We start from the raw sequence: 23,849 nt of genomic DNA, 5'->3' as shown, positions 1-23,849 counted from the left end.
GTGGCTGAGGAACACCGCGCGCTGCTTGTCGGCGTGCACGCATATATCGATGGCAGCGGTTTCAGCCGGCTGAAGGGCCCGCCCAACGACCTGCGCGCCCTCTACGACGTGTTACGCGACCCGCAGGTTGGCCTGTTCACGGTAAAAGAGCCTCTGGCCAACCCCACCACGGGGCAGTTGCGCGTTGGCGTGCAGAAGTTCCTCGGCGGCGCGGACCGCAACGACCACCTGCTGCTCTATTACAGCGGCCACGGCGAGACGAGCGCACGCACCAAGCACCTGTGTCTCACCTCCGCCGAAGCCGAGAAGGTGGCGCTGGACGGCAGCAGCCTCGCATTCGACGAGCTGTACGAATGGGTCAAGGAGTCGCCTGCGCGGTCCGTCACCGTGGTGCTGGACTGCTGCCGGTCCGGCATGGCGTTCAAAGGCAGCGCTCCGGACTTCAGCGAGTTCGATGCGCTGTTCGCTGACGAGGCGCCGCGGCAGAAGGCGGTGAAGGTGCTCACTGCTGGTATCGGGTTCGAGAACGCGCTCGACGCCGAGCGCGACAAGGAGCTTAGCCCGTTCACGGCACGGCTGATCGAGGCGTTGAAGGAGACGGCCGAGCCTAATGACCGGGGTTTGGTGTCGTTCGGGAGCGTCGTCGCCGCTATGCGTGCGTCGACTGGCCCGGACGATCCGTTGCTGCAGGATTGGGGCACGGGCGGGCCGGAGGGCCCGCATTTGGCGCAGCGGTCGAGTTACGTGAAGATTGCGCTGGAACGGGCCGGGCTTCAGGAGGCGACGTTGCAGCGCTCCGCCGGCGCGGTGCGCAATGGCAAGATCGTGCACGTGCCGGTTAAGCAGGTCGACGACCTCGTGGAACGGCTCAGCGCAGGGCACCCGGCCACCATGTTTGTCAGCGGCCCGGTGGGCAGCGGCAAGACGTGGATTCTCTGCGATATCGTCGACCGCCTCGCCGCGCAGGGTTGGCTGGTACAGGAGTTCGTGCCATCGCGGGAGCCGGAGGATGCGCAGAAGCTACTGGCAGCGTTGAAGAAGCGCTGCGCACAGTTGCGCGCATCAACGGAGGGGCCGTGTCTGCTCGTCATCGACGGCATCGAGTGGAGCAACGTGTGGGCTGAGTTCGTCACCGGTCTCCAGGAAGTGACCGAGCGCGACGGCTTCGGCGCGAGCGTACTGGCCTCGCTGGAGATTCAACGCGGACAGATCCAGCCCGACCACGAATACAAATCTTGGAGGACGGGCGGCGACCGGGACGTCCAGTCGGTCACAGGGCGCAGCGTCGACGAGTTCGTGGCAGAGGTTCTGTCGCCTGCGCACAACCCAAGCGTAGTGGACTGGCCTTCCGACCAACTGAACCGTGCCCGCCTCGCCCTTAGAGCCCAAGTCGGCACAGATTTATGGGCGATTATCCACCTCGGGTCTCGGTGGCACGACCCGGACGCCGAGGAGGCGGTCATCCGCGCTGTGTGGGAAGAGCGGATCGGCGAGATCACACCTGAACAGACCGAGGCGTTGCACACGGTCGCCGCGCTGAGCCGGTTTAATCTATGGTTCCCGCTGGTTGACGCGCTCCGCGCGGGCGAGACGACTTTGCTCGGGCTTGGGCCGGAGTTCAGTCGCAAGAACGACGCAGTCCGGCTCAACAGTGGTTTTTTGTGCCGAGCCATCCTCGCGCGGCAGGTGCGAGGCGGCGAGGTCGTGTTTTCCTTCCAACCAGGCGCGGCCGACCCGGCAGCCCGCCGCGTAATCACCGGTTATCTGCGGTCGCTGCTGAGCCTGCCGCATCGACAGCAAGACGTGATCACCACGCTCAGCCGACTTCGCTACGACCGGCGCGTGCTGACCCACGTCGTACGAGAGTTGAGCGTGGCGACCAGGCGCCGACCTAGCGCATGGGACTTGTGGTCGGACGACTGGGAGGACCTGGCGGCCGTTGCGGAGATTTTGTCGTTCGTGCGGACGGCCCTACCGCCGGATCAGTCCGGTGAACTCGGCGGCCGGCTCTGCAGGTTTGTGGTGACGAATCCGCTGGCTGGCGTGCGCCTACCGACCGCCGTGCTGACTCTGGAACTCCTGCGTGCCCTGTACAGCGGCCGCAGCAAGTCCGCGTCGCTGGACGAAGCGCAGGATCGTCTGATCACTGTCGCGGAAGGTCAGCTCGTCGACCACCGCTGGCCTGCGAGTCTGCGCCGCCGGTTGCTGTGGGTGCTGAGGAAGCTCAAGCGGTTGGACGAACCGACCGTGGCTCGCCTCGGGCCGCTGCTGTTGCGTCCGGTAAGCCCGCCGGAGCTGACGGATCTGGTGCTGGCGTTCGAGTTCACGAGGATCGCCTCGCCTGGCCTTCCTGTCGATGCGCTGCGCGCCACGTTGGCCAAGTGGGAGGTTGTCGCCGAGGATCTAGTGCGCGCGCCGGAGGTCGGCGACAGACTGCGTGGCCCGGAGCAGTTGGCCGTGCGATGTGTCCTCGCGCGGCACATCTTCGACGATGCGCTGGCCGCCGCATTGGAGCGGCAGCTCAAGGACGAGCTGCGTACCACGAGCGCCGTGCAGCTCAACCAGATGCTCGGCACGTGCACCCGGATGGACCGGCGGTTCACCTCTGAAATCATCGGCACGGTCGACATCGACCGGTGGTCCACCACCGTCTACCGCAACGCGTCGGCGCTGACCGTGGCGCAGCTGGTGAACACGTTGAGCAAGGTACGCCCCGACCTGGCCGTACGTACCCTGTCCCTGCCGGACGGCACGGCCGATACCACGCTCGCGAATCAATTGGCCGCGGCGATCGCACCTAACGGCGATGCCGTCAGCGCAAGCATTCTGCTTAAGGCCGCCGCCAAGTGTGAGGAGCAGCGCGGCGTCCTCGACGGCGGCTTCACGCAGCACTTCGCGAGGGCGCTGGGAGAGCAGTTCCTGGTCGACACACTCGCCGACAACAATCGGCTGGCCATAGTCGGGCACCTCATCGAGGGGTTCGCCTGGTCTCGGACTGGCGCACTCGAATCCGTGCGGCAGAAGGTCCTCGGCATCATCGAAGACCAGATCGAGCACTCCGGTTCTGAGAATGGCGCACGCCTTGCGCTGATCCTGTCGGAGCCGGACATTCTCGACAAGTCGTTCATCACTGAGTTGAGAAGCCGGGCGGTGGTGCTTCGCTCAACGGTGTTGAGCCGTATGCTCAACACCCACAATCCAGGGGCACTCACCGCGTATCACGAGTTGGGCGTGCAGCTGTTCCCAGGTATAGAGAACAGTTTCGCCGCCGAGGTGGAGAAGTCTGGCACCTCGTGGCGCGAGACCCGGATGTTTGACAACCTCGCTGGCGAAGGCAACGTGGTGCTCGCGCTGCGCGCCGCGAGAGCTGTGGCGGCGACGCTCGTGCTTAGCGGCAGACACGAGGCTGGCTCGGCGATCCTGGACGCTTACCAGCACGCATACCAGACGGACCGGCCCGGCCGGATTTGGTCGGCCCGGGTGTTCGACGCTGACGACGTTGACCTCGCCGAAGCGCTGCGGCATCTACGAGTGCTGCGCGCGGGCGAGGCGAGGCGGATAGTGGAAGCTAACGAGTTCCGATTGTCTCAGACGGCCCACCGCCTCTCAGCGCGTGAGTTAGCCGATCTAGTCAACGCCACCGCCGAGATCTCCGTCGAGGCAGGGGAGCGCTTGGTGAGGGCCGCTGACGCGGTATTGCTGAAGGACGCCTTGGACGAACTCGACGTGGGCGGCGACCTGTTTTCGCAGGCGGCGGCGCTGAGCAGCCTGGCGGCGGCCGAGGACCGGCTGTTCGTCCGCGTCGTGCCGCAGGACGCAGCCGACCGTTTTCGCCGCTCGTGGACCGGCCAAGTCCAGGTGATCAACAATCCAGCGCTGGTCCAGTCTCTGATTCGGGTCGCTGGCAACTCCGGCCGCGAAGCAGCACTGACAGTGGCCCGCACGGCCAATCTTCGTTCGCTGAAACGTCGGCTCGATCGCTTGAACGTGGCTGACGCTGCTGGCTTCGCCCAATTGGTGTGTGTCCTGGCCGAGGTCACGCCCCACGTGCTGCCCGACCTCGTGGGCGAAACCCATGCCCACTGGCTTCTCCTAAAGTCTCCGATCGATGTTCTGGCCCGCCTGGCTGAAAGCTTGGTTGCCTCCGGTGCGACCGCTGCGGCGGGGGTCGTGAACGCCTTATCGCTGCGCTTGAACATGACACCCAATGAGATTCCGATACGCCACCAGGGTCGTTACTGGCTGGCTGCTGGCTGGGTCGCGTGGACCGCGGTGGCGAAGCTGGGCTGCCGCCTGCGCTTGGACTACGAACTCGACGCCAGCACCCTCGGCGCACTGGTCCCCTACGTTCGCCTATGGGCCCTGGCGTGGTTTGAGCAGGACGAGTGGACGAAAACTGCCATCGCTAGGGCGTTGGACCTTCTGGAGGCTCTGGCGAGCCCGCCCGGTTCGCCGGCGGCTGCCGCTGCGATCCTGACCGCCTGCGAGGCCCTGGGCGTCGAGCCACCCCTGTGCGGCGCTACAAACCTGGAGAACTGGTACCACGCCTTGGACGCCGAGAACCATTGGGTTCGCGCTCTGCTGAACGCGTCCCAACCAGGCACTCGTCTGCACCAGGCGTTCACAGCAGACTGGTCGCCGTGGAGCACCCATCGCTTACACGCGAGACTCACCTGGCACTCCCACGGCTGGCGTGCCGTGCCCAGCGAGTCTCTGACACTGCTGGTGGATCTGACCAGAGATTCCAACCGTCAGGCCACGAGTAAGAAGCCGAAGTGGACCTCGGCCTGGCAACGCGCCGATTGACTATGCCGTGGTCGTCGGGCATTTACGACCGCGCACGTCCCCCGGTGCACGAGGAGCGTGCGCTTACCCTGCTGCTTTTAGTTCTCGCGACCGGAGCAGGCATGCCTACCAGAAGCTTTATGCTCAGCGATATGCCACCTGAACTGGGTGTATGCAGCTCTCGGCATGCCGTAGGAGCGGCCCACGCGGCCACACCCCGTAGGATACCAACGGAGGCGGAGCCGACCTGGGAATACGCGTTTCTGCCACTATGTCAGCCTTGAGGGAGGAACAGGGCTGAAATGCGGAAACGCTTGAGCGCTTTGTGCCCCCGGCAGGATTCGAACCTGCGACACCCGCTTTAGGAGAGCGGTGCTCTATCCCCTGAGCTACGAGGGCGGGGACGTGCGGGTCCCAGCCTACCGGGCCCGGCGCCGCGGCAGCAGGCCAGGGGAAAGATCAGGGATTGATCACGACGCGTCATAGAACCGCCTGGGCGCCGTCACCGTATTGCCGGATGTCACCAGCGGGTGTGGCTCGCTTCGAAACCGACGCTACCCCTAGGTAACCTTCGGCGATGGGATGCGGGGACCCCGCGTCCCCCCGGCAGCCGGAGGCGTCCGTTGATCAAGGTGATGTTTGCCGACGACGAGGAACTGGTCCGTTCGGGCCTGCGCGCGATGCTGTCCGGCGCCCCGGACATCGAGATCGTCGGGGAGGCCAGCGACGGCAGATCGGCCGTGGAGACCGCGCGCCGCTTCCACCCCGACGTCGTGCTGCTCGACATCAAGATGCGCGCCGCCGACGACGGCATCCGGGCGCTCAGGGCCATCCAGGCCTTCCCCGAACCACCCACCGTCGCCATGCTGACCACCTTCGACATCGACGAGTACGTCAGCCTCGCCCTGCGGCTCGGGGCCAACGGCTTCCTCCTCAAGGACATCGACCCCGCCGCCCTGCTCCGGGCCATCCGCGACCTCGCCCGCGGCGGAGCCGTGCTCGACCCCGGCGTGGCCGCCCGCATGGTCAACGCCCACCGCGACGAGCAGCGCGCCGCGCAACCCGCGCGCAAGCTGCTGGCCTCCCTGTCCGAACGCGAGCGCGAGGTCGTCGGGCTGATCGGCCAGGGCCTGTCGAACGCCGAGATCGGCGGCAGGCTGCACCTGTCCGAAGCCACGGTCAAGGGGTACGTCAGCGCGGTGCTGTCCAAGATCGGCGCGGCCAACCGGGTGCAGGCGGCCCTGCTCGCCTACCGCGGTGGCCTGATCGACTGAACCCGTGCTCATCGCGCTGGAGATGATCGGGCTGGTGGCCTTCGCCGGCTCGGGCGCACTGGCCGCCGTGCAGGCGCGGCTCGATCTCTTCGGCGTGGTCGTGGTCGGCCTGACCACGGCGCTCGGCGGCGGCATCATCCGCGACGTGCTGCTCGGCCTCACCCCGCCGACCACCCTGCGCACCTGGCCCTACCTGGCGGTTTCCGCCGCGACCGCGCTGCTCGTCTTCTTCTTCCACCCGCAGGTCGCGCGCCTGCGCCGGGCCGTGCTGCTCGCCGACGCGCTCGGGCTCGGCGTGTTCGCCACCGCGGGCACCTCGACCGCGCTGCACGCCGGCGCACCGGTCTACACCGCGTGCCTCATTGGCATGACCACCGGTATCGGTGGTGGTGCCGTGCGTGATCTGCTGCTCCGCGAGATCCCGCTCGTGCTGCGCAAGGAGATCTACGCGGTCGCCGCGCTGGCCGGGTGCGTGCTGGTCGGGGTGGGGCACCTGCTGCGGCTCCCGGCCGGGCTGGTCATCACCGCGGCGGCGGTCACCACCGTCGCGATCCGGGTGCTGGCGCTGTGGCGCCGCTGGAACGCGCCGGTCGCCAAGGGCACCCCACCGAGTTCATTCAGCTGATTCCGCGCGTGCTCTTAGGACTGTCTCAGACCGGCGGGTAAGACTGTGCCCATGCGCATTCTCGTTGTCGACGACGACCGGGCGGTCCGGGAGTCGCTCCGCCGCTCCCTGGAGTTCAACGGCTACCAGGTCGAACTGGCCAGCGACGGTGCGATGGCCCTCGAGTCGATCATCGCCAACCGGCCCGACGCGATGGTGCTCGACGTGATGATGCCCCGCCTCGACGGGCTCGAGGTGGCCCGCCGCCTGCGCAGCACCGGCGACGACCTGCCGATCCTGGTGCTCACCGCCCGCGACACCGTCTCCGACCGGGTCTCCGGGCTGGACGCGGGTGCCGACGACTACCTGCCCAAGCCGTTCGCGCTGGAGGAGCTGCTCGCCCGCCTGCGTGCCCTGCTCCGCCGCGCCAGCCCGGAAACCCAGCCCGGCCAGCAGGCCGAGACGCTGTCCTTCGCCGACCTCACCCTGGACCCGGGCACCCGCGAGGTCCGCCGCGGCGAGCGCGACATCAGCCTCACCCGCACCGAGTTCGCGCTGATGGAGCTGTTCCTCTCCTACCCGAAGCACGTGCTCACCCGCGGCCGCATCCTCGAGGAGGTCTGGGGCTACGACTTCCCGACCTCGGGCAACGCGCTCGAGGTCTACGTCGGCTACCTGCGGCGCAAGACCGAAGCCGGTGGGGAACCGCGCCTCATCCACACCGTGCGCGGTGTCGGCTACGTGCTCCGCGAGACCCCGCCGTGAGCAGTGGAGTTCCCACGGTCGTGGTCGGGCAGGACCCGACGCCGGAGGCGGGCCGCCGCCGGTTGTCGCTCGGCTTCCGCGTCACCATGCTCGCCGCGGTCTGCGTCGCCGGCGCGGTCGCGCTGGCTTCGTTCGGCGCCTACTTCACCGTGCGCGACAACCTGTACAGCCAGATCGACGAGAGCCTGAACGCGCGCGTCAGCACGGTGCTCAACGACCGCGACGTGATCCGCACGGGCGGCGCGGAGATCCCGGGCTACATCTTCAAGCTCGCCGACGTGCAGTTCGACATCATCTACTCCAACGGCGAGAGCGCGCTGCGCGACCAGATCACCGACCGCCCGCCGATCGGGCCGCAGGAGCGGCAGGTCGCGGCCAGGACCACCGGGCAGTCGATCCGCACCGACGGCCGGACCGACTCGCGCGTGCTGGCCGTGCCGTACGAGGTCACCGGCGGCACCCCGCTCGCGCTGGTCATCGCCCAGCCGCTCGAGGGCACGAAGCGCACGCTCAACGAGCTGTCCGTGGTGCTGCTGCTGATCGGCGGTGCGGGCATCATCGTCGCCGCGCTGGCCGGGACCGTGGTGGCCCGCGGTGGGCTCCGGCCGGTCGAACGGCTCACCCAGGCGACTGAACGCGTGGCGAAAACGGGTGATCTGACGCCGATCCCGATCAGCGGTGACGACGAGCTCGCCCGGTTGACCCACAGCTTCAACACCATGCTCGGCACGGTCGCCGAGTCGCAGGAACGCCAGCGCCAGCTGGTCGCCGACGCCGGGCACGAGCTGCGCACCCCGCTGACCTCGTTGCGCACGAACCTGGAACTGCTGCTGGCGGCCAACCGCGCCGGCGCGCCGAAGCTCGCGGACTCCGACCGGGTGGACATCGAGGCCGACATCGGCGCCCAGCTCGACGAGCTGACCCAGTTGATCGGCGACCTCGTCGAGCTCGCGCGGGCCGACGAGCCGCGCGCGCAGTTCGAACGGGTCGAGCTGGCCGAGGTGGTCGAGCGCGCGCTGGACCGGGCGCGGCGGCGTGCCGGTGAGATCGAGTTCGATGTGGACCTGCGGCCGTGGGTGCTCAGCGGTGATTCCAGTTCGCTCGAGCGGGCGGTGTTGAACCTGCTGGACAACGCGGTGAAGTTCTCCCCGGTCGACGGGCACGTGCGGCTGCGGCTGTACCCGCTCGGTGACGGCACCGCGGTGGTCGAGGTCGCCGACTCCGGCCCCGGCATCGCCGAGGAGGACCTGCCGAAGGTGTTCGACCGGTTCTACCGCTCGTCCGAAGCCCGTACGCTGCCCGGATCCGGGCTGGGGCTGGCCATCGTCAAACAGGCCGCCGAACGCCACGGCGGCACGGTGTACGCGGGGCAGGCACCGGGCGGTGGCGCACTGCTGACCATCCGGCTCCCCGGAGTCCCCGGCTGAGAATCCTGACGATCGCGGCGGGTGTTTGATCGTGTAGGATTTTGTGTAGTTGATGGGGTTCGGGATGGAGTCGACAAAGTGCTGGCGCGGCAGCGACAGGCGGTGATTCTCGAAGAGGCGCGGCGGACCGGAGCGGTCCGGGTCAGCGACCTCGTCGGCAGGCTGGGCGTATCCGACATGACGGTACGCCGGGACCTCGACGTGCTCGCCAGCCGAGGGCTGGTCGAGAAGGTCTACGGCGGCGCGACCTCGGTGATCGGCAAGAGCACCGACGAGCCGGGCTTCGAGGCGAAGTCCGTGCGCCAGCGCGCGCAGAAGGAGGCCATCGCCGACCTCGCCGCCGGCCTGGTCAAACCCGGCACGGCGATCGGCATCTCGGCGGGCACCACCACCTGGACGCTGGCCAGGGCGCTGGACGCGGTGCCGGGGCTGACCATCGTGACGAACTCGATCCAGGTCGCCGACGTGCTGCGCGGGTCCAGCCAGCCCGACCGCACCGTGGTGCTCACCGGCGGGGTGCGGACCCCGTCCGACGCGCTGGTCGGCCCGGTCGCGGTGAACAGCCTGCGCTCGCTGCACCTGGACGTGGTCTTCCTCGGGGTGCACGGCATGGCCGACGGCCCCGGCTTCACCACCCCGAACCTGACCGAGAGCGAGACCGACCGGGCGCTGGTCGAGGCGGGGCGCCGCCTGGTGGTGCTCGCCGACCACACCAAGTGGGAGACCGTCGGCATCTCCACCATCGCCGATCTCGACGAGGCCGACGTGGTGGTCAGCGACGACGGGTTGTCCGAACGCGCCAGGGAAATCCTCAGTGAGAAAGCTGGAGAGTTGATCATCGCGAATGTGCCGGGGGACGACGAGTGAAGCGCACGTCGCACAAGCTCGCGGACGGCCGGGAGATCATCTACTTCGACGCCGACGAGCACGCCCCGCCGCGCGACGCGGTGGACACCAGGGACCTGCCGCCGGTCGCGGCCGCCTCGGAGATCCGGCTCGACCCGCTCACCGGCGAGTGGGTGGCGATGGCGGCGCACCGCCAGACCCGCACCTACAAACCGCCTGCCGATCTCTGCCCGCTGTGCCCGACCAAACCGGGCAAGCCCAGCGAGATCCCCGAATCCGACTACGAGGTCGCGGTCTTCGAGAACCGCTTCCCGTCCTTCTCGCAGGGTGTCTCCGGCGCCGAATCCACTGTGGACGGCATGCCGATGGTGCCGCTGGCGCCGGGCCGTGGCCGCTGCGAGGTGGTCTGCTTCACCAGCGACCACGACCGCTCGTTCGGGCAGCTGAGCCCGCGCCAGGTGCGGACCGTGGTGGAGGCCTGGGCCGACCGCACCGCCGAGCTGTCCGCTTTGGACGGTGTGCGCCAGGTCTTCCCGTTCGAGAACCGGGGTGAGGAGATCGGCGTCACCCTGCACCACCCGCACGGGCAGATCTACGCCTACCCGTTCGTGACGCCGAAGACCGCCCGCATGCTGGAAGTGGCCCGGGCCTACCAGGCCGAGCACGGCAGCCACGTGCTCGGGGACGTGCTCGCCGCCGAGCAGGCCGCGGGCAAGCGCGTGGTCGCCCGCGGCGCGCACTGGACGGCTTTCGTGCCGCCCGCCGCGCGCTGGCCGGTGCAGGTGCAGGTGGTGCCGCACCGCCAGGTGCCGGACATCCCCGCGCTCACCGACGCCGAACGCGACGACTTCGCGACCGTCTACTTGGAAGTCCTGCGCCGGTGTGACGCGCTTTACTCCCGGCCACTGCCGTACGTCGCGGGCTGGCACCAGGCGCCGGTCGGCGCGGGCCGTGAGGACTGGTGGCTGCACCTCGAGCTGTTCTCCGTGCTGCGGAGCAAGGACAAGTTGAAGTACCTTGCTGGTTCGGAGTCCGGGATGGCTGTCTGGGTCAACGACACCACCCCGGAACAGATCGCGGAGAGGCTGCGCGCCGCGCTCTGAGCCGTTCTGGTGCAACCCACAGCTTCGGCTCAGGTGCCTCTCAGGACCGGAGCGCATGGTGGAGACATGACCGAGAACGACCCGCACGGCCAGGGGCCGGAAGCTCAGGACAAGCCGGATAACTCCGCTGGGAACGAGTACGCCGCGCCGAATCCGTGGTCGGCGCCGAGCGCGCACTCGGAACAACAGCAACAGCAGCAGAACCCGTACGCGACCCCCGGTCAGCCGTACTACCAGCCGTACCAGCCGGGCACGGCAGGCTACGGGACCCCGCAGCAGCACCAGCCCCAGCCGCAGCGCGGGCAGGGTGGCGCGGGCAAGCTCGTCGCCGGGGTGGCCGTGCTGGCGCTGCTGGTCGGCGGTGGCGCGGGCGCGGTCGGTGGTTACCTGGCCTCGGACGGCGCCACGCAGTCGGCCAGCTCGCTCGAAGCCCCGCAACCCGCCAGGCAGACCGGCAACGCGCCGGCGGGTTCGGTCGAGTCGGTGGCCCAGAAGGTGTCGCCGAGCGTGGTCCAGTTGCAGGTCGCCGGCCGGGGTGGGCAGGCGAACGGCGGCTCGGGCTTCGTGATCGACGCCAACGGCTACGTGCTGACCAACAACCACGTGGTGGAGAACGCCGCGAACGGTGGCGGGCAGATCCAGGTGGTGTTCCAGGACGGGCGCAAGGCCCCGGCGACCGTGGTCGGCCGGGACCCGAGTTCCGACGTGGCGGTGGTGAAGGCCGAGGGCGTCAGCGGGCTGACACCGGTCGAGCTGGGGCGCTCGGACGATCTGAAGGTCGGCCAGGGCGTGGTCGCCATCGGTTCGCCGTTCGAGCTGTCCGGCACGGTGACCTCGGGCATCGTCAGCGCGCTGCACCGGCCGGTGCGGGCGGGCGGCGAGCAGGGCAGCCAGTCCACCGTGATGGACGCGGTGCAGACCGACGCGGCGATCAACCCGGGCAACTCGGGTGGCCCGCTGGCGAACATGGACGGCCAGATCATCGGCATCAACTCGGCCATCTACAGCCCGCCGAGCAGCGGCCAGCAGCAGGGCGGCAACGTCGGCATCGGCTTCGCCATCCCGATCGACCAGGCCCGCCGGACCGCGGACGAGATCATCAAGACCGGTCAGGCCACGCAGACCTTCATCGGGGCGACCGTGACCGACGCGCAGGAAGGCGGCGCGTCGATCCGGGAGGTCACCCAGGGCAGCCCCGCCGAGCAGGCCGGGCTCAAGGGTGGCGACGTGGTGACCAAGATCGACGACCGCGTGGTGGACAGCTCGGACGCCCTGGTTGCGGCCATTCGGACGAAAGTTCCGGGCGACAAGGTGAAATTGACGCTGTCCTCTAATAATGTGATAGAAGTCACGCTCGGTGGGCAACCGGTCCCGACCAACTAGACGCTCGGTCGCAGTGGCGACCGAGACCAACTCCCGGCTCGACCCCCAGGGGCCGGTGGAGGAGAACCGCGGGTGACCCGACCAGGTCACCCGCGGTTTTTTCGTGCCTCCACCCAGGGCTTGACCAGGGTGAACAGGGCGGCGGCGAGCCAGACGGCGGCGAGCGTGAGGCCGAGGCCGAGCCAGGTGTCGCCGTCGTGCAGGCCGGGGCTGGGCGGGGTGCCGTAGGTGCGCCACAGCAGTGGGACGGCCAGCAGGCACAGCACCCCGGTGGCCGCGCCGCCGACCAGCACCGGCGGCGAAGCCCAGCGGCTGATGGCGTACCCGGCGACGGCGATCAGCGGCGCGAGCAGCAGGTCGTGCACCAGCGGACCGGCGACCAGCCAGATGCCGACCGGGATGTCGGCCAGCGGCACCAGCAACGTCACGCCGTAGACCAGCGCCGCGAGGCCCGGCAGGGCGAGCAGGAACCTCATCGGACCTCCAGTCGCCGGACCCACTTCGTCTGCAGCACGCCCGGCCGGTTCGGCGCGATCACCCGGCACGGATACCCGTGGTCGGGCGGCAGTTCCTCGCCGTCGAGGGTGAGCGCGAGCAGGGTCAGCGGGTCGGCGGTGTGCGTACCGGGCAACTCGCTGGTGGCGTACAGGCCGCCACGTTCGAGGGACAGCACGCGCACCTCGGCGCCGGGTTCGGCGCCCGCAGCCCGCAGCAGGTCGGGGAACGCGACTCCGCTCCACACGGCCGAGTGACTCCAGCCTTCGACGCACGCGATCGGCAGTTCCGCGGTGGTCTGGGGGAGTGCGGCGAGTTCGGCGCGGGTGAACGATCTGGTCCCGGCCGCGGTGGCGACTTCCAGGCGCCACGCCGGATCCCGCGCGGTGTCGAGCACGCCTGCCGCCGCCGCGGTCCGGTTCACCGGCAGGTCCTTGCCCGAACGCCACGAGAGGCCGGAGATGTTGCGCAGCAGGGGAACCGTCGCGCCCGCGGTCGCCACCACGGCCACGCCGGTGACCAGCCAGGTGGACCGCAGGAATCCGCGCCGCGACAACCCCGGCGACGGCTTTTCCGGCTCTTTCGGCCCGCGCACGATCGGCAGTTTGACCGCGACGTGCACCACCACCGAACCGATCGCGATCCACGCGACGGCGTAGTGCAGCGACGGGAAGTAGAAGTCCCACGGGTAGTTCTGCGCCACGTTCAGCAGGCCCGTGACCAGCTCGAAGAAAGCCGCGCCGGACAGCACCAGGATCGACAGCCGTTCGAGCGCGTGCGCGACCGATCGCACCGGCGGCTTCTCGAACAGTTTCGGGTAGACGGTCCACAGCTTCGCCAGCAGCAGCGGGATGGACGCGATGCCGCTGATCACGTGCAGTCCCTGGGTGATCCGGTAGAGGTGCACCGGGCGGCTCGGCCAGCCGAACCAGCCGGGCGGGTGCTGGATGAGGTGGCTGAGCAGGCCGGTGAGGAAGCAGATCCCGAACGCGATGCCGAGCGCCACGCCGATCCGGGTGGTGACTGCGGGCGAGTGCGCTGCCGCGTGGAAGCGGTTCACGCCCGCCTCAATTCGGCGAACCAGCGGTGTCCGCTGATGCCCGTCCATTCCGGACGGAAGCCGGTGCGGTCCGCGATCCCGTCGATCGCCTCGGCACCGACCCAGGCCCACGGGAACCACGAACCGCTGCCGATCCGGACGTCGCTCCGCCGCAGGCCACGGCCGGGCGGGTCGAGTTCCACCAGCACCGAGCCGTCCGCGCCGAGCAGTCGCCGGACGCGGTCGAGCAGGGCCACCGGGTCGCCGCCGATGCCGATGTTGCCGTCGGCGAGCAGGACGTGCCGCCAGCGGCCTTCGCCCGGCAGCGTCCGGAAGAGATCGCGGTGCAGGGCGAGCGCACCGCGGGCCCGGGTCAGCCGGACGGCGACCGCCGAATGGTCGACGCCGAGCGCGGTGACCCCGCGGTCGGTCAGCGCGGCGGTGAGGCGGCCTGGACCGCAGCCGAGGTCGAGGGTCGGTCCGGTGCAGCGCCCGAGCAGCAGCTCGTCGCCGGCGCCGGGTTCCTCGCTCCACCGCTCGGCGGGCAGCCGCACGCGTTCGCCGGTGCCCGACTCCAGCCAGCAGGGGCCGCCGAGCAGGCCGGTGTCGAAGGCCGTCATGCCGCCTGCCCCAGCACGGCGGCGGCGAAGCGGCCGTTCGTCCGCGACGCCACGGCGATCGCGTCCGCCATCGTGTCCACATCGGACAGACGGCTGGTGATGCCGATGGTGAGCCCGTCGAGCGCCTTGCGGGTCAGCGCGCCGGTGTCCGGCCTGGACATCGGCACGTCGACGAGTACGGCGGCCTGGAGCGGGTCGCGCAGGCCCAGCGCCCACCAGCCGCCGTCGTCGGCGGGGCCGAGCACGGCCTCCCGCTCGTCGAGCCGGGCGGCGGTGGCAGCGAGGAGGTCCGGCGTGACCTGCGGTGTGTCCATGCCGATCTGCAGCACGGGCAGGCCGGGGCAGCGGGCCGCGGTGTCGGCGTGCGCGTTGGCCAGCCGTTCGCCGAAACCGTCTCCACGCTGGGGAAATGCCGTGGTGTGCTGCAGCGCGGCGGTGATCTCGGTGCGGTTCGCGGCCTGGTCGAGTGCGCCGGTGAAGGCGACCACCGGCACCGCGCCCGGGGTGGCGAGCACGGCGTCGAGCGTGTCGAGCAGGGACGCGGCGGCGATGGCCGCGGCCTGCTCGGGCGTCGCCGGCGGGCACAGGCGTGTCTTGGCGAAGCCGGGCACGGGCGACTTCGCGACCACCAGCAGGGCGAACGCGGTCATCGGGCGAGCACCCGCCCCATGTCGCGGACCGCGCGCAGCGTGCCACGCACCGAGCCGGAGACCTTCGACTTCGTGCCCTTGGCGCGTTCGCGGTAGCTGACCTCGAACTCCTCGATCCGCCAGTCCGCGCGACCGGCCTTCACCAGCAGTTCCAGCGGATAGCCGAAGGCGCGATCGGTGATGCCCAGCGCGAGCAGGTCCGCCCGGCGCGCGACGCGGATCGGCGCGATGTCGCTGACTTCGAGTCCGCGCCTTCGCAACAACGCCGCGAGCAGGGCGTTGCCCGCCTTCGCGTGCCACGGCCAAACCCCGCGTTCGACCGGCACCCTCCTGCCGACGGCGAGATCGGCACCGCCCTGGACAGCGGCCACCAGCCGCGGCAGTTCGCGCGGATCCAGCGAGCCGTCGGCGTCGAGGAAGGCGACCAGGTCGGTCGTCGCCGCTTCGAGTCCACTGTGGACTGCCGCGCCATAGCCACGCCGCGGTTCGTGGACCACCTTCGCGCCCAGGGCCGCGGCGATCTCCGGCGAGCCGTCGCCGGAGCCGTTGTCGACCACGATCGCTCGGTAACCGTCGGGCAGCGCGCCGAGCACCCCGGGCAGCGCGCCCGCTTCGTCGAGACAGGGAAGTATCACGTCGACCATCACGGTCGGTCACGTTAGGTCCGCAGTGGACACTGAGAAAGCCTTGGCGTGCTTACCGAATTGTGACAGCACTCAGGTTCTTACCGGGTGGTGACATCTGCCGCCCGCGGCTCGACGGGCGGTCATCGCACGGCTTACCGTGCGCTGGTGGTCGACGTCCAGCCGCGCGAGTCCGTCGCGCTCCGAAGCGATCTGCTCGCCGTCGGCGCCGCCGCGGTACTCGTCGCGCTCGGCACCGCGCTCGGGATCCACTTCAACCGCCCCGGCTCCGGGGTGGTCATCTTCGCGTTCGCGCCGCCGCTCTACGGCGACTGGCTGCCACGCGTCGGCCCCGGCTCGCTGTTCGCCGTGGTGCTCGCCGCGGCCGTGGTGATGTGGGGACCTTCGCTGGCCGAACGGCTTTCGTGGCGGCCGCTGCTCGCGCTCGGCTACGGCGTCACGGTCTGCTGGACGATGGCGCTCGCGCTGGTCGACGGCTTCCGCACCGGGTTCGCCGGGCGGCTCGAAAGCGACCACGAGTACCTGCACGAGGTCCCCGGCATCACCGACATCCCGGTCATGCTGCGTGAGTTCAGCTCCCGCATCCTCGATTTCCAGCCCGATTCGTGGACCACCCACGTGTCCGGCCACCCGCCCGGCGCGACGCTGGTCTTCGTCTGGCTGGACCGCGTCGGCCTCGGCGGCGGGGCCTGGGCCGCAACCGTTTGCGTGCTGGTCGGCTGCCTGTTCGCGGTGGCCGTCCCGGTGACCGTTCGCGCGCTCGGACGGCCCGAGGCGGCTCGCGCGATGCTGCCGTTCGTGGCGCTGTTCCCCGGGGTGATCTGGCTGGGCGTCTCGGCGGACGGGCTGTTCGCCGGAGTGACCGCGACGGGGATCGCGCTGCTCGCGTTGTCCCGGCGACGACCGCCGCTCGCCCTGCTCGCCGGGGTGGTGCTCGGCTTCGGGATCTTCCTTTCGTACGGGTTGGTGCTCATCGGCTTGATCGCGCTCGCCGTGGTCCGCAGCTGGCGTGCGCTCGGGCTCGCGCTGGTCGGCGCGCTGGCGGTGGTGGTGGTGTTCGCGCTGGCCGGGTTCTGGTGGCTGGACGGCTACCACCTGGTCGTGGAGCGGTACTACCAGGGCATCGCCAGCGAACGGCCGTACGGCTACTGGGTCTGGGCGAACCTGGCGTGCCTGGCGATCGCGACCGGCCCGGCGCTGGTCGCCGGGGTCCGGCGCACGGTCGCCGGCCGCTGGTCGGATCCGGTGGTCCTGCTGGGGCTGGCGGCGCTGCTGGTGGTCGCGTTCGCGGACCTTTCCGGGCTTTCGAAGGCCGAAACCGAGCGGATCTGGCTACCGTTCGCCGTGTGGCTGCTACCCGCCGCCGCCCTGCTTCCCGCCCCCGGCAGGCGTGGTTGGCTGGTCGCGCAGGCGGCGACGGCGCTCGTGGTGAACCATCTGGTCTTCACGTACTGGTAGGAGCTGGCATGACGCAGGAGAGCGGTCGCGTGCTCGTGGTCGACGACGACGAGACCGTGCGCGACGTGGTGCGCCGGTACCTGGAGGTCGCCGGGTTCACCGTCGAGGTCGCCGGCAGCGGCGAGGACGGGCTGCGGTCGTTCGCCGAGCGGGCGCCCGACCTGGTGGTGCTCGACGTGATGATGCCGGGCATCAGCGGGCTGGAGGTGTGCCGCCGGTTGCGGCGGACCAGCCAGGTGCCGGTGGTGCTGCTGACCGCGCTCGGCGAGGAGGAGAACCGGATCGCCGGGCTCGAACTCGGCGCCGACGACTACGTGACCAAGCCGTTCAGCCCGCGTGAGCTGGCGCTGCGGGTGGTCTCGGTGCTGCGGCGGGCGCGGATGCCCAGCCGTCCCGTCACGCCTGCCGAGGAACTGCGCGACGGGGATCTCGTGCTGCGGACCACCGCGCGGGACGCCACGCTCGGCGGTGTCGAACTGCCGCTGACCGCGCGCGAGTTCGACCTGCTGGCCTTCTTCCTGACCCACCCCGGCACCGCCTATTCACGCAGCGATCTGCTGGAGAAGGTCTGGGGCTGGGACTTCGGCGACCAGTCGACGGTGACCGTCCACGTGCGACGGTTGCGCGAGAAGATCGAGCCGCAACCGGCGAAACCCGTGCGGGTGGCCACCGTGTGGGGCGTCGGCTACCGCTACGACCCGGTGGCCGCGCGATGATCGAGTCGGACGAATCCTTCGGCGCCATGCTCACGCACGCGTGGCACATCCTGCCGTTCGCGCTGCTGTTCGCGTTGCCGGTGACCGTGGTGGGCGGGCTGCTGCTCTACCGGCTGCGCCGCGGTTCGCTGGCCAGCACGCTGACCGTGCTGGTGCTGATCCCGCTGGTCGCCACGCTGACCGGGGTGCTCGGGGTCAGCGGGTTCATGTTCAACTCCACGCTGACCACGATGCTGCTGGTGTGCCTGCTGGTCGCGCTGGTGACCGTGCCCTGCGCGATCCTGTTCGGCCGGGCGATCGCGCGGCGCAGCGTCTGGGAGCGGGAAGCGCGGGAACGGGAGCGCGCGGCGGAGGCGTCGCGTCGCGAGCTGGTCGCGTGGATCAGCCACGACCTGCGCAGCCCGCTCGCCGGGATCCGCGCGATGGCCGAGGCGCTGGCGGACGGCGTGGTGTCCGAGCCCGCCGAGGTCGCCGGATACGCGCAGCGGATCGGCGGCGAGACCACCCGGCTGTCGGGCATGGTGGACGACCTGTTCGAGCTGTCCAGGATCACCGCGGGCGCGCTGCGGCTGACCATGTCCGCGGTACCGCTGCAGGACGTCGTCAGCGACACCATCGCCGCGCAAACCCCGGTGGCGCACCGGAAACGCGTGCGCGTCGAAGCGTATGCGCAAGGGGCGCCGGTGGTCAGCGGCAGCGACCCGGAACTGGCGCGGATCGTGCGGAACCTGGTGTCGAACGCGATCCGGCACACCCCGCCGGACGGCACGGTCGCGGTGCAGATCGGGGTGGACGGCGCGGAGGCGCTGATCGCGGTCGACGACGGCTGCGGCGGCATCCCCGACGACGAGATCGGCCGGGTCTTCGACGTCGCCTTCCGCGGCACGCGAGCCCGGACGCCGGAGCGCGACGGCGCGGGCGGCGGGCTCGGCCTGGCGATCGCGAAGGGTCTGGTCGAGGCACACAAGGGCCGAATCCTGGTGCGCAACCACGGCCCCGGCTGCCGTTTCGAAGTGCACCTGCCGCTGGCGGTCTAGCAGCCTCGCAAGGGGGCGGTGGCGAAGTCGGCCACGCCTTCAGCGAAGCCGACGCTCGCGGTGAAGCCGAGCAGCTTCTCGGCGAGTGCGGGGTCGGCGACCACGTGGCGTACGTCGGCCGGGCGCGCGCCGCCGATGATGCGCGGTGTCGGGCCGCCGCATGCTCGGGTCAGTTCTTCTGCCAGGTCGCCGACGGTGTGCGGTACGCCGGAGCAGATGTTGACCGCGGTGATCTCCTCGGGCGGCTCGGCGTACAGGGCTCGGACGTTCGCCCTGGCGATGTCGTCGACGTGCACGAAGTCGCGCCGCTGACGGCCGTCCTCGAGCACGGTCGGTGCTTCGCCACGTTCGAGGGCCGAGCGGAAGAGGGAACTGACCCCGGCGTACGGGGTGTTCTTCGGCATCCGTGGGCCGTAGACGTTGTGGTAGCGCAGGGCCCACACCTGGCCGCCGGTCTGCCGGGCCCAGGCGCCGGCCAGGTGTTCCTGGGCGAGCTTGGTGGCGGCGTACGTGCTGCGCGGGTTCAGCGGCGCGTCCTCGGGCACGAGCCGTGATTCGAGCTGCGCGCCGCAGCGGGGGCATCGGGGCTCGAACCGTCCGGCGTCCACATCGGACTTCAGCCGGGGCGCGGGCGGGACGGTGCCGTGCTCGGCGCAGGCGTAGCGGCCCTCGCCGTAGACGACCATCGAGGAGGCGAGCACCAGCTTGCCGACGCCCGCGCGGTGCATGGCCGCGAGCAGGACGGCGGTGCCGTAGTCGTTGTGCCAGGCGTAGGCGGGTGCGTCGGACGGGTCGACCCCGTGCCCGACGATCGCCGCCTGGTGGCAGACGGCGTCCACGCCCCGGAGGAGTTCCGCGAGCAGGTCGGCGTCGGTCACGTCGCCGTGGACGAAGCGGTGCTCGCCGAGGTAGTCCGGGGTGTCCCGCGCATGCGCGGTCGGGGCGAGGTTGTCGAGGAGGACGGGCTCGTCGCCCGCCTCGGTGAGCTGGTCGGCGATGTGGGAGCCGATGAACCCGGCGCCGCCGGTGAGGAGTACTCGCACGCCGGTCACGCTAGGGGCGGGCGGTGGCTTCGCGGCAGCGTCGCGAGGCATCCGTCAGACTTCCGTCACATCCCCGGCGGCCGGGAGACGCGCGGTGATCGCGTGGTGCGGATTAGCGCTACGGTGGGCACATGGAACGCAGTGCACAACGGCTGGGCCGTGCCCTTGTGGTGATCGTGGACGACCGTGCCGCCCACGGCGAGGTCGACGACACCGCCGGTCCGCTGGTCACCGAGTTGCTGGAAGAGGCCGGGTTCATCGTCGACGGCACCGTGGTGGTGCACGCCGACACCGTGGCCATCCGGAACGCGCTGAACACCGCCGTGATCGGCGGGGCCGACCTGGTGGTCACCGTCGGGGGCACCGGCGTGTCCCCGCGCGACGTGACGCCCGACGCCACCGCCGGTGTGCTGGACCGCCCGATCCCCGGGATCGGCGAGGCCCTGCGTTCCTCCGGCCTGGCCGCCGGCGCGGTCGACGCGGGTATCTCGCGGGGCCTGGTCGGGGTGTCCGGCAGCACGCTCGTGGTCAACCTGGCGGGCTCGCGGGCCGCGGTGCGCGACGGCATGGCCACGCTGTCGGCGCTGGTGCCCTACGTGATCGACGAACTCTCCGGCCTGAACGAGTCCTGATGACCGAACCACCGGCCGACCGCGATCGCCGCCGGGTCGAGGAGATCTTCGGGGACGTGCTGCCGGAGACCACCTCCGACGAACGCGACCCGGATCCCCCCGGCGGCGACCGGGACAGCTGGTACCACGAGAACCGGCCGCCCCACCACGATCGCTGAGGTTCGCGTCCTCAGTCGGTGTCGTGGTGGTCACGCTGCTGCTGGCGGAGCAGGTCGCGGATCTCCTTGAGCAACTCGACGTCGGTCGGCTCGCTGGGGCCGGTCTCCTTGCCGCGCTTGCGGCGTTCCTGCACCTTCTGCAGCGGCAGCACGAACAGGAAGTAGACCACCGCGGCGACGATCAGGAAGTTGATGCCCGCGTTGAGCACGCCGCCGAAGTCCAGGAAGGTGCCCTGGTTGCTGGCGAAGATGTAGAAGCCCAGCCCCTGGGCGGCGTCCGACCCGCCGATGGCGTTGATCAACGGCTTGATCAGCCCGGTGGTGAAGGCGGTCACGATCGCGGTGAACGCCGTGCCGATGACGACCGCCACCGCCAGCTCGACGACGTTGCCGCGCATCAGGAAGTCTTTGAAACCTTTGAGCACAGGTATTTCTCCTTTCCGGCGGGGACCAATCGCCACCGGAGCGTAATGGCAACCGCACTCCCCGGCGCGCCAGAACCCACCCGCTCACCCGCGAACCTCGCCAGCCCGAGCGCGGCGCCCTCCCGAACGCAGAACTCACCTGCCCCAGCGTGGGGTTCGGCTTCTTGAACGTGGGGTTCGGCGTCCTGAGTGTGGGACTCGCGTGCCTGAGCGTGGAGTTCGGCCGCCTGAACGTGTGTTTCGGCCACCCACGAACCCCACGTTCGCGCACCCGAACCCCACGTTCGCGCACCCGAACCCCACGTTCAGGCGTGCGAACTTCGCGTTCAGGCGGTGAGTTCCATATTGGTGGCGAGGGGCGTCGCTGGTGGGCAAGGGCGGAAGAGGGGGAGACGGCGTCGGGGCTAGGCGGGGTGGCGAGGTGAGTGGCGTGGCGAAGTGCGGCTGTGCTGGGTGCGGCATGGATGGTGGGTGGGGCGGGTGCGTCAGGGGGCTGGGCACGGATGGGCTGGGGGCGTTGGGGGCAGGCGGGGTTAGCGGAGGGTGATGGTTACGGGGGTGTCCAGGGCGGCGGAGGCGAGGGGGGTGGCGGCCTCGGTGGGGACGGCGATCAGGACCAGCGGGCCTTTGGTGGCGTTCGAGCGGAGTGTCGGGGAGTCGCCGGTGGGGGCGACGACGGTGACCACGGTGACGGCGGAGGCCAGTTGCCGGTGGTGAGCGTCGGCGGCGACGACGTCCACACGGGTGCCCGGGTGCAGTAGGTCGGCGACATCCGGGTCGGCCAGCCGGATGGGCACGGTGGAGGTGCCGGGCGGGCCGTGCGACGGGGACACCAGGCGGACATCCGTGAGGGGTTCACCGGCGCGTGCCGCGCTGGTCAGCAGGCGCTCGCCGGACTCGCGGAAACCGGACAGCGCACCCGACGGGCGCAGCTCGCCGGGGATGTGGATGACTTTGGTGTCAGCTGCGGCCAACAGGGTGCCCGGACTCAGATCGCGCGCGGCGACCAAGGTGGGTTCGCCGGCCGGGCCGGGTGGTATGAGCACCGGTGAGAGTGCCAGTGCGATGGCGCTCAGCGCGAGCAGCGCGGCCAGTGATATCCGCAGGCGACGGCTGTTGACCAGCGCGTTCAGGCGGTCGGCCAGGTCTTCGAAGAGGTGCACGATGCCCCCGTTGTCCGGTGGGGGATCGGCTTGGTGATCCCCCGCGCCTTTTCGACGTTAGGGCGCGGGGGTGGGGCGGGCGAGGTGCTCAGGTGGGACCTGTGGACAACTCGTCGCCTGTGGACAACTCGGGGGATCAGGAAGCGGCGGCGGTCTTCGTCGTGGTACTGCTGGAAGAGGACGAAGACGACGCCGAGGAGGTGGTCGAAGAAGAACCGGACGAGTCGCTCTTGCTCGAGCTCGAGTCGCTCTTGGCCGCGGTTTCCGCCGGCTTCGAGGACGTCGAGGACGAACTGGACTTCGAGTCGGAACGCGAGTCGTTGCGGTAGAAACCGCTCCCCTTGAAGATCACGCCGACGGCACCGTAAAGCTTGCGCAGCGGACCGGTGCACTGTGGGCACTCGGTCAGGCTGTCGTCGGAAAACGACTGGACCGCTTCGAAACGGTGGTCGCACTCCTTGCAGGCGTACTGGTACGTGGGCACAGCTGCTCCTTCGGACATTGGCACTCGGGGCTCAAGAGTGCTAACCCCAATTGTGCTTCAGATCATTCCCCCAGCGCAAACCAGTGTTCGTCACACCGCTCTGACCTGGTGGAAAGTAGGTTCCCACGATGGCATGCAGGATCAGTGAACTCGTGCTCGACGCCCACGACCCCGCACGGCTGGCCGCCTTCTGGTGCGAGGTGCTCGGTTACGTCGAGCTGGGCCGCGAGGGCGACGACATCGAGATCGGGCCGCCGGACACCGGGTTCGGCGGGCCGCAGCCGACGCTGGTCCTCAACGCCTCGACCGACCCCAAGCCCGCCAAGCTGGGCCTGCACATCGACGTGAGCCCGACCGACCGCGACCAGGAAGCCGAACTCGCCCGCCTGCTCGCGGCCGGGGCCACCCACGCCGACTGCGGACAGACCGGCGAGGAGAGCTGGTACGTGCTCGCCGACCCGGAGGGCAATGTGTTCTGCCTGCTCAAGAAGCAGATTCCGGCAGCGTAAGGGGAAGGCGGACGAGGCCACGTCCGGGCAGTAGGACGCCGCTCATCAGGGCGTCGTGCGGTTCGGCGGGCAGTCGTGGCACCAGCTCCTCGTCACGCACGATCGCGACCAGATCAGCGCGCGAGGTGGCTCCGAGCGAACGGTCGTAGAACCCGGCGCCCCGGCCCAGCCGGACGCCGTGGTGATCGACCGCGAGCGCGGGCACCAGGACCAGCTCGGCCAGCTCGACGGCCGACTCGCCCAGCCGGTCACCGGTGGGTTCCAGCACGCCCCGGAACCGGCCCGGCGCCAGCGACGACGAGCCGGTGTACTCGGCCCAGTCCAGTGGCCCGGGCGCGGGCGGCACCACCGGCAGCAGCACCCGTGAACCCGCGGCGAGGAGCACGTCCAGCAGCGCGAGCGAGCCCGGCTCCGAACCGAACGGTACGTAGCCGCACACGGTCGTCGCGTGAGGCAGGTCGGCGACGTGCCGGGCCAGCGCGCCCGCCTCGGCCACCCGGCGCGCGGTCGGCACGGCCGACCTCGCTCCGGTGAGTCTTTCGCGCCACTCCGCCTTGCTCAGGTGCTCATTGCCCGCCGTCCGCACCAG

The 23,849-nt window shown here is 70.1% G+C and carries 24 protein-coding genes and 1 tRNA gene; 14 read left to right on the top strand and 11 right to left on the bottom strand.

The features are described 5' to 3' along the window. The gene (locus tag JOM49_RS02150; protein WP_209662586.1) at nucleotides 1–4,806 is read left to right on the top strand and encodes a caspase family protein; all 4,806 of its coding nucleotides are present in this window, start codon (nucleotides 1–3) and stop codon (nucleotides 4,804–4,806) included. Between the two features lie 305 nt (nucleotides 4,807–5,111). Here the strand turns inward: JOM49_RS02150 and JOM49_RS02145 are convergent. Next, a tRNA-Arg gene (locus JOM49_RS02145) sits at nucleotides 5,112–5,184 on the bottom strand. A 224-nt stretch (nucleotides 5,185–5,408) separates the two neighbouring features. On the opposite strand from JOM49_RS02145, the gene JOM49_RS02140 reads away from it, so the two are divergent. From JOM49_RS02140 to JOM49_RS02110, 7 genes are all read left to right on the top strand, one after another. Next, nucleotides 5,409–6,059 (top strand): response regulator, encoded by a 651-nt coding sequence (locus JOM49_RS02140; protein WP_113694589.1) that lies wholly within the window; start codon nucleotides 5,409–5,411, stop codon nucleotides 6,057–6,059. 22 nt (nucleotides 6,060–6,081) lie between these two features. Next, nucleotides 6,082–6,684: a trimeric intracellular cation channel family protein gene (locus JOM49_RS02135; RefSeq protein ID WP_209670689.1), complete on the top strand. Its 603-nt coding sequence runs from the start codon at nucleotides 6,082–6,084 to the stop codon at nucleotides 6,682–6,684. Between the two features lie 51 nt (nucleotides 6,685–6,735). After that, the gene (locus JOM49_RS02130) at nucleotides 6,736–7,428 is read left to right on the top strand and encodes a response regulator transcription factor (protein WP_209662585.1); all 693 of its coding nucleotides are present in this window, start codon (nucleotides 6,736–6,738) and stop codon (nucleotides 7,426–7,428) included. Beyond that, nucleotides 7,425–8,855: a sensor histidine kinase gene (locus tag JOM49_RS02125; RefSeq protein WP_308158626.1), complete on the top strand. Its 1,431-nt coding sequence runs from the start codon at nucleotides 7,425–7,427 to the stop codon at nucleotides 8,853–8,855. The genes JOM49_RS02130 and JOM49_RS02125 overlap by 4 nt, the downstream gene beginning before the upstream one ends. 78 nt (nucleotides 8,856–8,933) lie before the next feature. After that, nucleotides 8,934–9,722, top strand: a complete 789-nt coding sequence (locus tag JOM49_RS02120) for a DeoR/GlpR family DNA-binding transcription regulator (protein WP_209662584.1) — start codon at nucleotides 8,934–8,936, stop codon at nucleotides 9,720–9,722. After that, nucleotides 9,719–10,804, top strand: a complete 1,086-nt coding sequence (gene galT / locus JOM49_RS02115; RefSeq protein ID WP_209662582.1) for a galactose-1-phosphate uridylyltransferase — start codon at nucleotides 9,719–9,721, stop codon at nucleotides 10,802–10,804. The genes JOM49_RS02120 and galT overlap by 4 nt, the downstream gene beginning before the upstream one ends. Nucleotides 10,805–10,870: 66 nt before the next feature. Further along, nucleotides 10,871–12,187 (top strand): S1C family serine protease, encoded by a 1,317-nt coding sequence (locus tag JOM49_RS02110; RefSeq protein WP_209662580.1) that lies wholly within the window; start codon nucleotides 10,871–10,873, stop codon nucleotides 12,185–12,187. 86 nt (nucleotides 12,188–12,273) lie between these two features. On the opposite strand, the gene JOM49_RS02105 is transcribed toward JOM49_RS02110, so the two are convergent. The 5 genes from JOM49_RS02105 to JOM49_RS02085 are packed head-to-tail and all read right to left on the bottom strand — an operon-like array spanning nucleotide 12,274 to nucleotide 15,635. Next, nucleotides 12,274–12,663 (bottom strand): hypothetical protein, encoded by a 390-nt coding sequence (locus JOM49_RS02105; protein ID WP_209662578.1) that lies wholly within the window; start codon nucleotides 12,661–12,663, stop codon nucleotides 12,274–12,276. Continuing rightward, entirely contained in the window at nucleotides 12,660–13,742 is a 1,083-nt protein-coding gene (locus tag JOM49_RS02100) for a molybdopterin-dependent oxidoreductase (RefSeq protein WP_308158625.1), read from the bottom strand. Before JOM49_RS02100 ends, JOM49_RS02105 begins: the two co-directional genes overlap by 4 nt. Next, on the bottom strand, nucleotides 13,739–14,341 hold the full coding sequence (locus tag JOM49_RS02095) for a methyltransferase domain-containing protein (protein WP_209662576.1): 603 nt from the start codon (nucleotides 14,339–14,341) through the stop codon (nucleotides 13,739–13,741). Before JOM49_RS02095 ends, JOM49_RS02100 begins: the two co-directional genes overlap by 4 nt. Continuing rightward, on the bottom strand, nucleotides 14,338–14,991 hold the full coding sequence (locus JOM49_RS02090; protein ID WP_209662574.1) for a TIGR04282 family arsenosugar biosynthesis glycosyltransferase: 654 nt from the start codon (nucleotides 14,989–14,991) through the stop codon (nucleotides 14,338–14,340). The genes JOM49_RS02095 and JOM49_RS02090 overlap by 4 nt, the downstream gene beginning before the upstream one ends. Then, nucleotides 14,988–15,635, bottom strand: a complete 648-nt coding sequence (locus JOM49_RS02085; RefSeq protein ID WP_209670685.1) for a glycosyltransferase family 2 protein — start codon at nucleotides 15,633–15,635, stop codon at nucleotides 14,988–14,990. Before JOM49_RS02085 ends, JOM49_RS02090 begins: the two co-directional genes overlap by 4 nt. A gap of 144 nt (nucleotides 15,636–15,779) precedes the next feature. On the opposite strand from JOM49_RS02085, the gene JOM49_RS02080 reads away from it, so the two are divergent. Genes JOM49_RS02080 through JOM49_RS02070 form a run of 3 tightly spaced genes read left to right on the top strand, consistent with a single transcriptional unit; the run spans nucleotide 15,780 to nucleotide 18,846 of the window. Then, nucleotides 15,780–17,093, top strand: coding sequence for a hypothetical protein (locus JOM49_RS02080; protein ID WP_209670683.1), 1,314 nt, complete (start codon nucleotides 15,780–15,782; stop codon nucleotides 17,091–17,093). An 8-nt stretch (nucleotides 17,094–17,101) separates the two neighbouring features. Continuing rightward, nucleotides 17,102–17,809: a response regulator transcription factor gene (locus JOM49_RS02075; RefSeq protein ID WP_209662573.1), complete on the top strand. Its 708-nt coding sequence runs from the start codon at nucleotides 17,102–17,104 to the stop codon at nucleotides 17,807–17,809. After that, the gene (locus JOM49_RS02070) at nucleotides 17,806–18,846 is read left to right on the top strand and encodes a sensor histidine kinase (RefSeq protein ID WP_209662571.1); all 1,041 of its coding nucleotides are present in this window, start codon (nucleotides 17,806–17,808) and stop codon (nucleotides 18,844–18,846) included. Before JOM49_RS02075 ends, JOM49_RS02070 begins: the two co-directional genes overlap by 4 nt. Here JOM49_RS02070 and JOM49_RS02065 read toward each other — a convergent pair. Then, nucleotides 18,843–19,889 carry an NAD-dependent epimerase/dehydratase family protein gene (locus JOM49_RS02065; protein ID WP_209662569.1) on the bottom strand — a complete coding sequence of 349 codons (1,047 nt, stop codon included), beginning with the start codon at nucleotides 19,887–19,889 and terminating at the stop codon, nucleotides 18,843–18,845. The two genes, JOM49_RS02070 and JOM49_RS02065, sit on opposite strands and share 4 nt — an antisense overlap. Before the next feature lie 131 nt (nucleotides 19,890–20,020). Here JOM49_RS02065 and JOM49_RS02060 point away from each other — a divergent pair, with 131 nt between their 5' ends. Beyond that, nucleotides 20,021–20,521 (top strand): MogA/MoaB family molybdenum cofactor biosynthesis protein, encoded by a 501-nt coding sequence (locus tag JOM49_RS02060; protein WP_113694574.1) that lies wholly within the window; start codon nucleotides 20,021–20,023, stop codon nucleotides 20,519–20,521. Further along, nucleotides 20,521–20,679 (top strand): hypothetical protein, encoded by a 159-nt coding sequence (locus JOM49_RS02055; protein WP_209662567.1) that lies wholly within the window; start codon nucleotides 20,521–20,523, stop codon nucleotides 20,677–20,679. The genes JOM49_RS02060 and JOM49_RS02055 overlap by 1 nt, the downstream gene beginning before the upstream one ends. A gap of 11 nt (nucleotides 20,680–20,690) precedes the next feature. Here the strand turns inward: JOM49_RS02055 and mscL are convergent, their stop codons facing one another. From mscL to JOM49_RS02040, 3 genes are all read right to left on the bottom strand, one after another. Next, nucleotides 20,691–21,104: a large-conductance mechanosensitive channel protein MscL gene (mscL, locus tag JOM49_RS02050; protein WP_209662566.1), complete on the bottom strand. Its 414-nt coding sequence runs from the start codon at nucleotides 21,102–21,104 to the stop codon at nucleotides 20,691–20,693. A gap of 533 nt (nucleotides 21,105–21,637) precedes the next feature. Continuing rightward, the gene (locus JOM49_RS02045) at nucleotides 21,638–22,267 is read right to left on the bottom strand and encodes a CpaB family protein (protein ID WP_209672305.1); all 630 of its coding nucleotides are present in this window, start codon (nucleotides 22,265–22,267) and stop codon (nucleotides 21,638–21,640) included. Nucleotides 22,268–22,403: 136 nt separating this feature from the next. After that, nucleotides 22,404–22,751 (bottom strand): FmdB family zinc ribbon protein, encoded by a 348-nt coding sequence (locus JOM49_RS02040; protein ID WP_209662564.1) that lies wholly within the window; start codon nucleotides 22,749–22,751, stop codon nucleotides 22,404–22,406. A 128-nt stretch (nucleotides 22,752–22,879) separates the two neighbouring features. On the opposite strand from JOM49_RS02040, the gene JOM49_RS02035 reads away from it, so the two are divergent. After that, complete coding sequence (locus JOM49_RS02035) at nucleotides 22,880–23,260, top strand: VOC family protein (RefSeq protein WP_209662563.1); 381 nt, start codon at nucleotides 22,880–22,882, stop codon at nucleotides 23,258–23,260. Here the strand turns inward: JOM49_RS02035 and JOM49_RS02030 are convergent. Then, complete coding sequence (locus JOM49_RS02030) at nucleotides 23,235–23,846, bottom strand: 5-formyltetrahydrofolate cyclo-ligase (protein WP_209662561.1); 612 nt, start codon at nucleotides 23,844–23,846, stop codon at nucleotides 23,235–23,237. The genes JOM49_RS02035 and JOM49_RS02030 overlap by 26 nt on opposite strands. Nucleotides 23,847–23,849: the final 3 nt, after the last annotated feature.

This window comes from Amycolatopsis magusensis (assembly GCF_017875555.1).
Lineage (GTDB): Bacteria > Actinomycetota > Actinomycetes > Mycobacteriales > Pseudonocardiaceae > Amycolatopsis > Amycolatopsis magusensis.
Note: the sequence above shows the minus strand (reverse complement) of the source record. Positions and strands in the feature narration are given on the sequence as shown.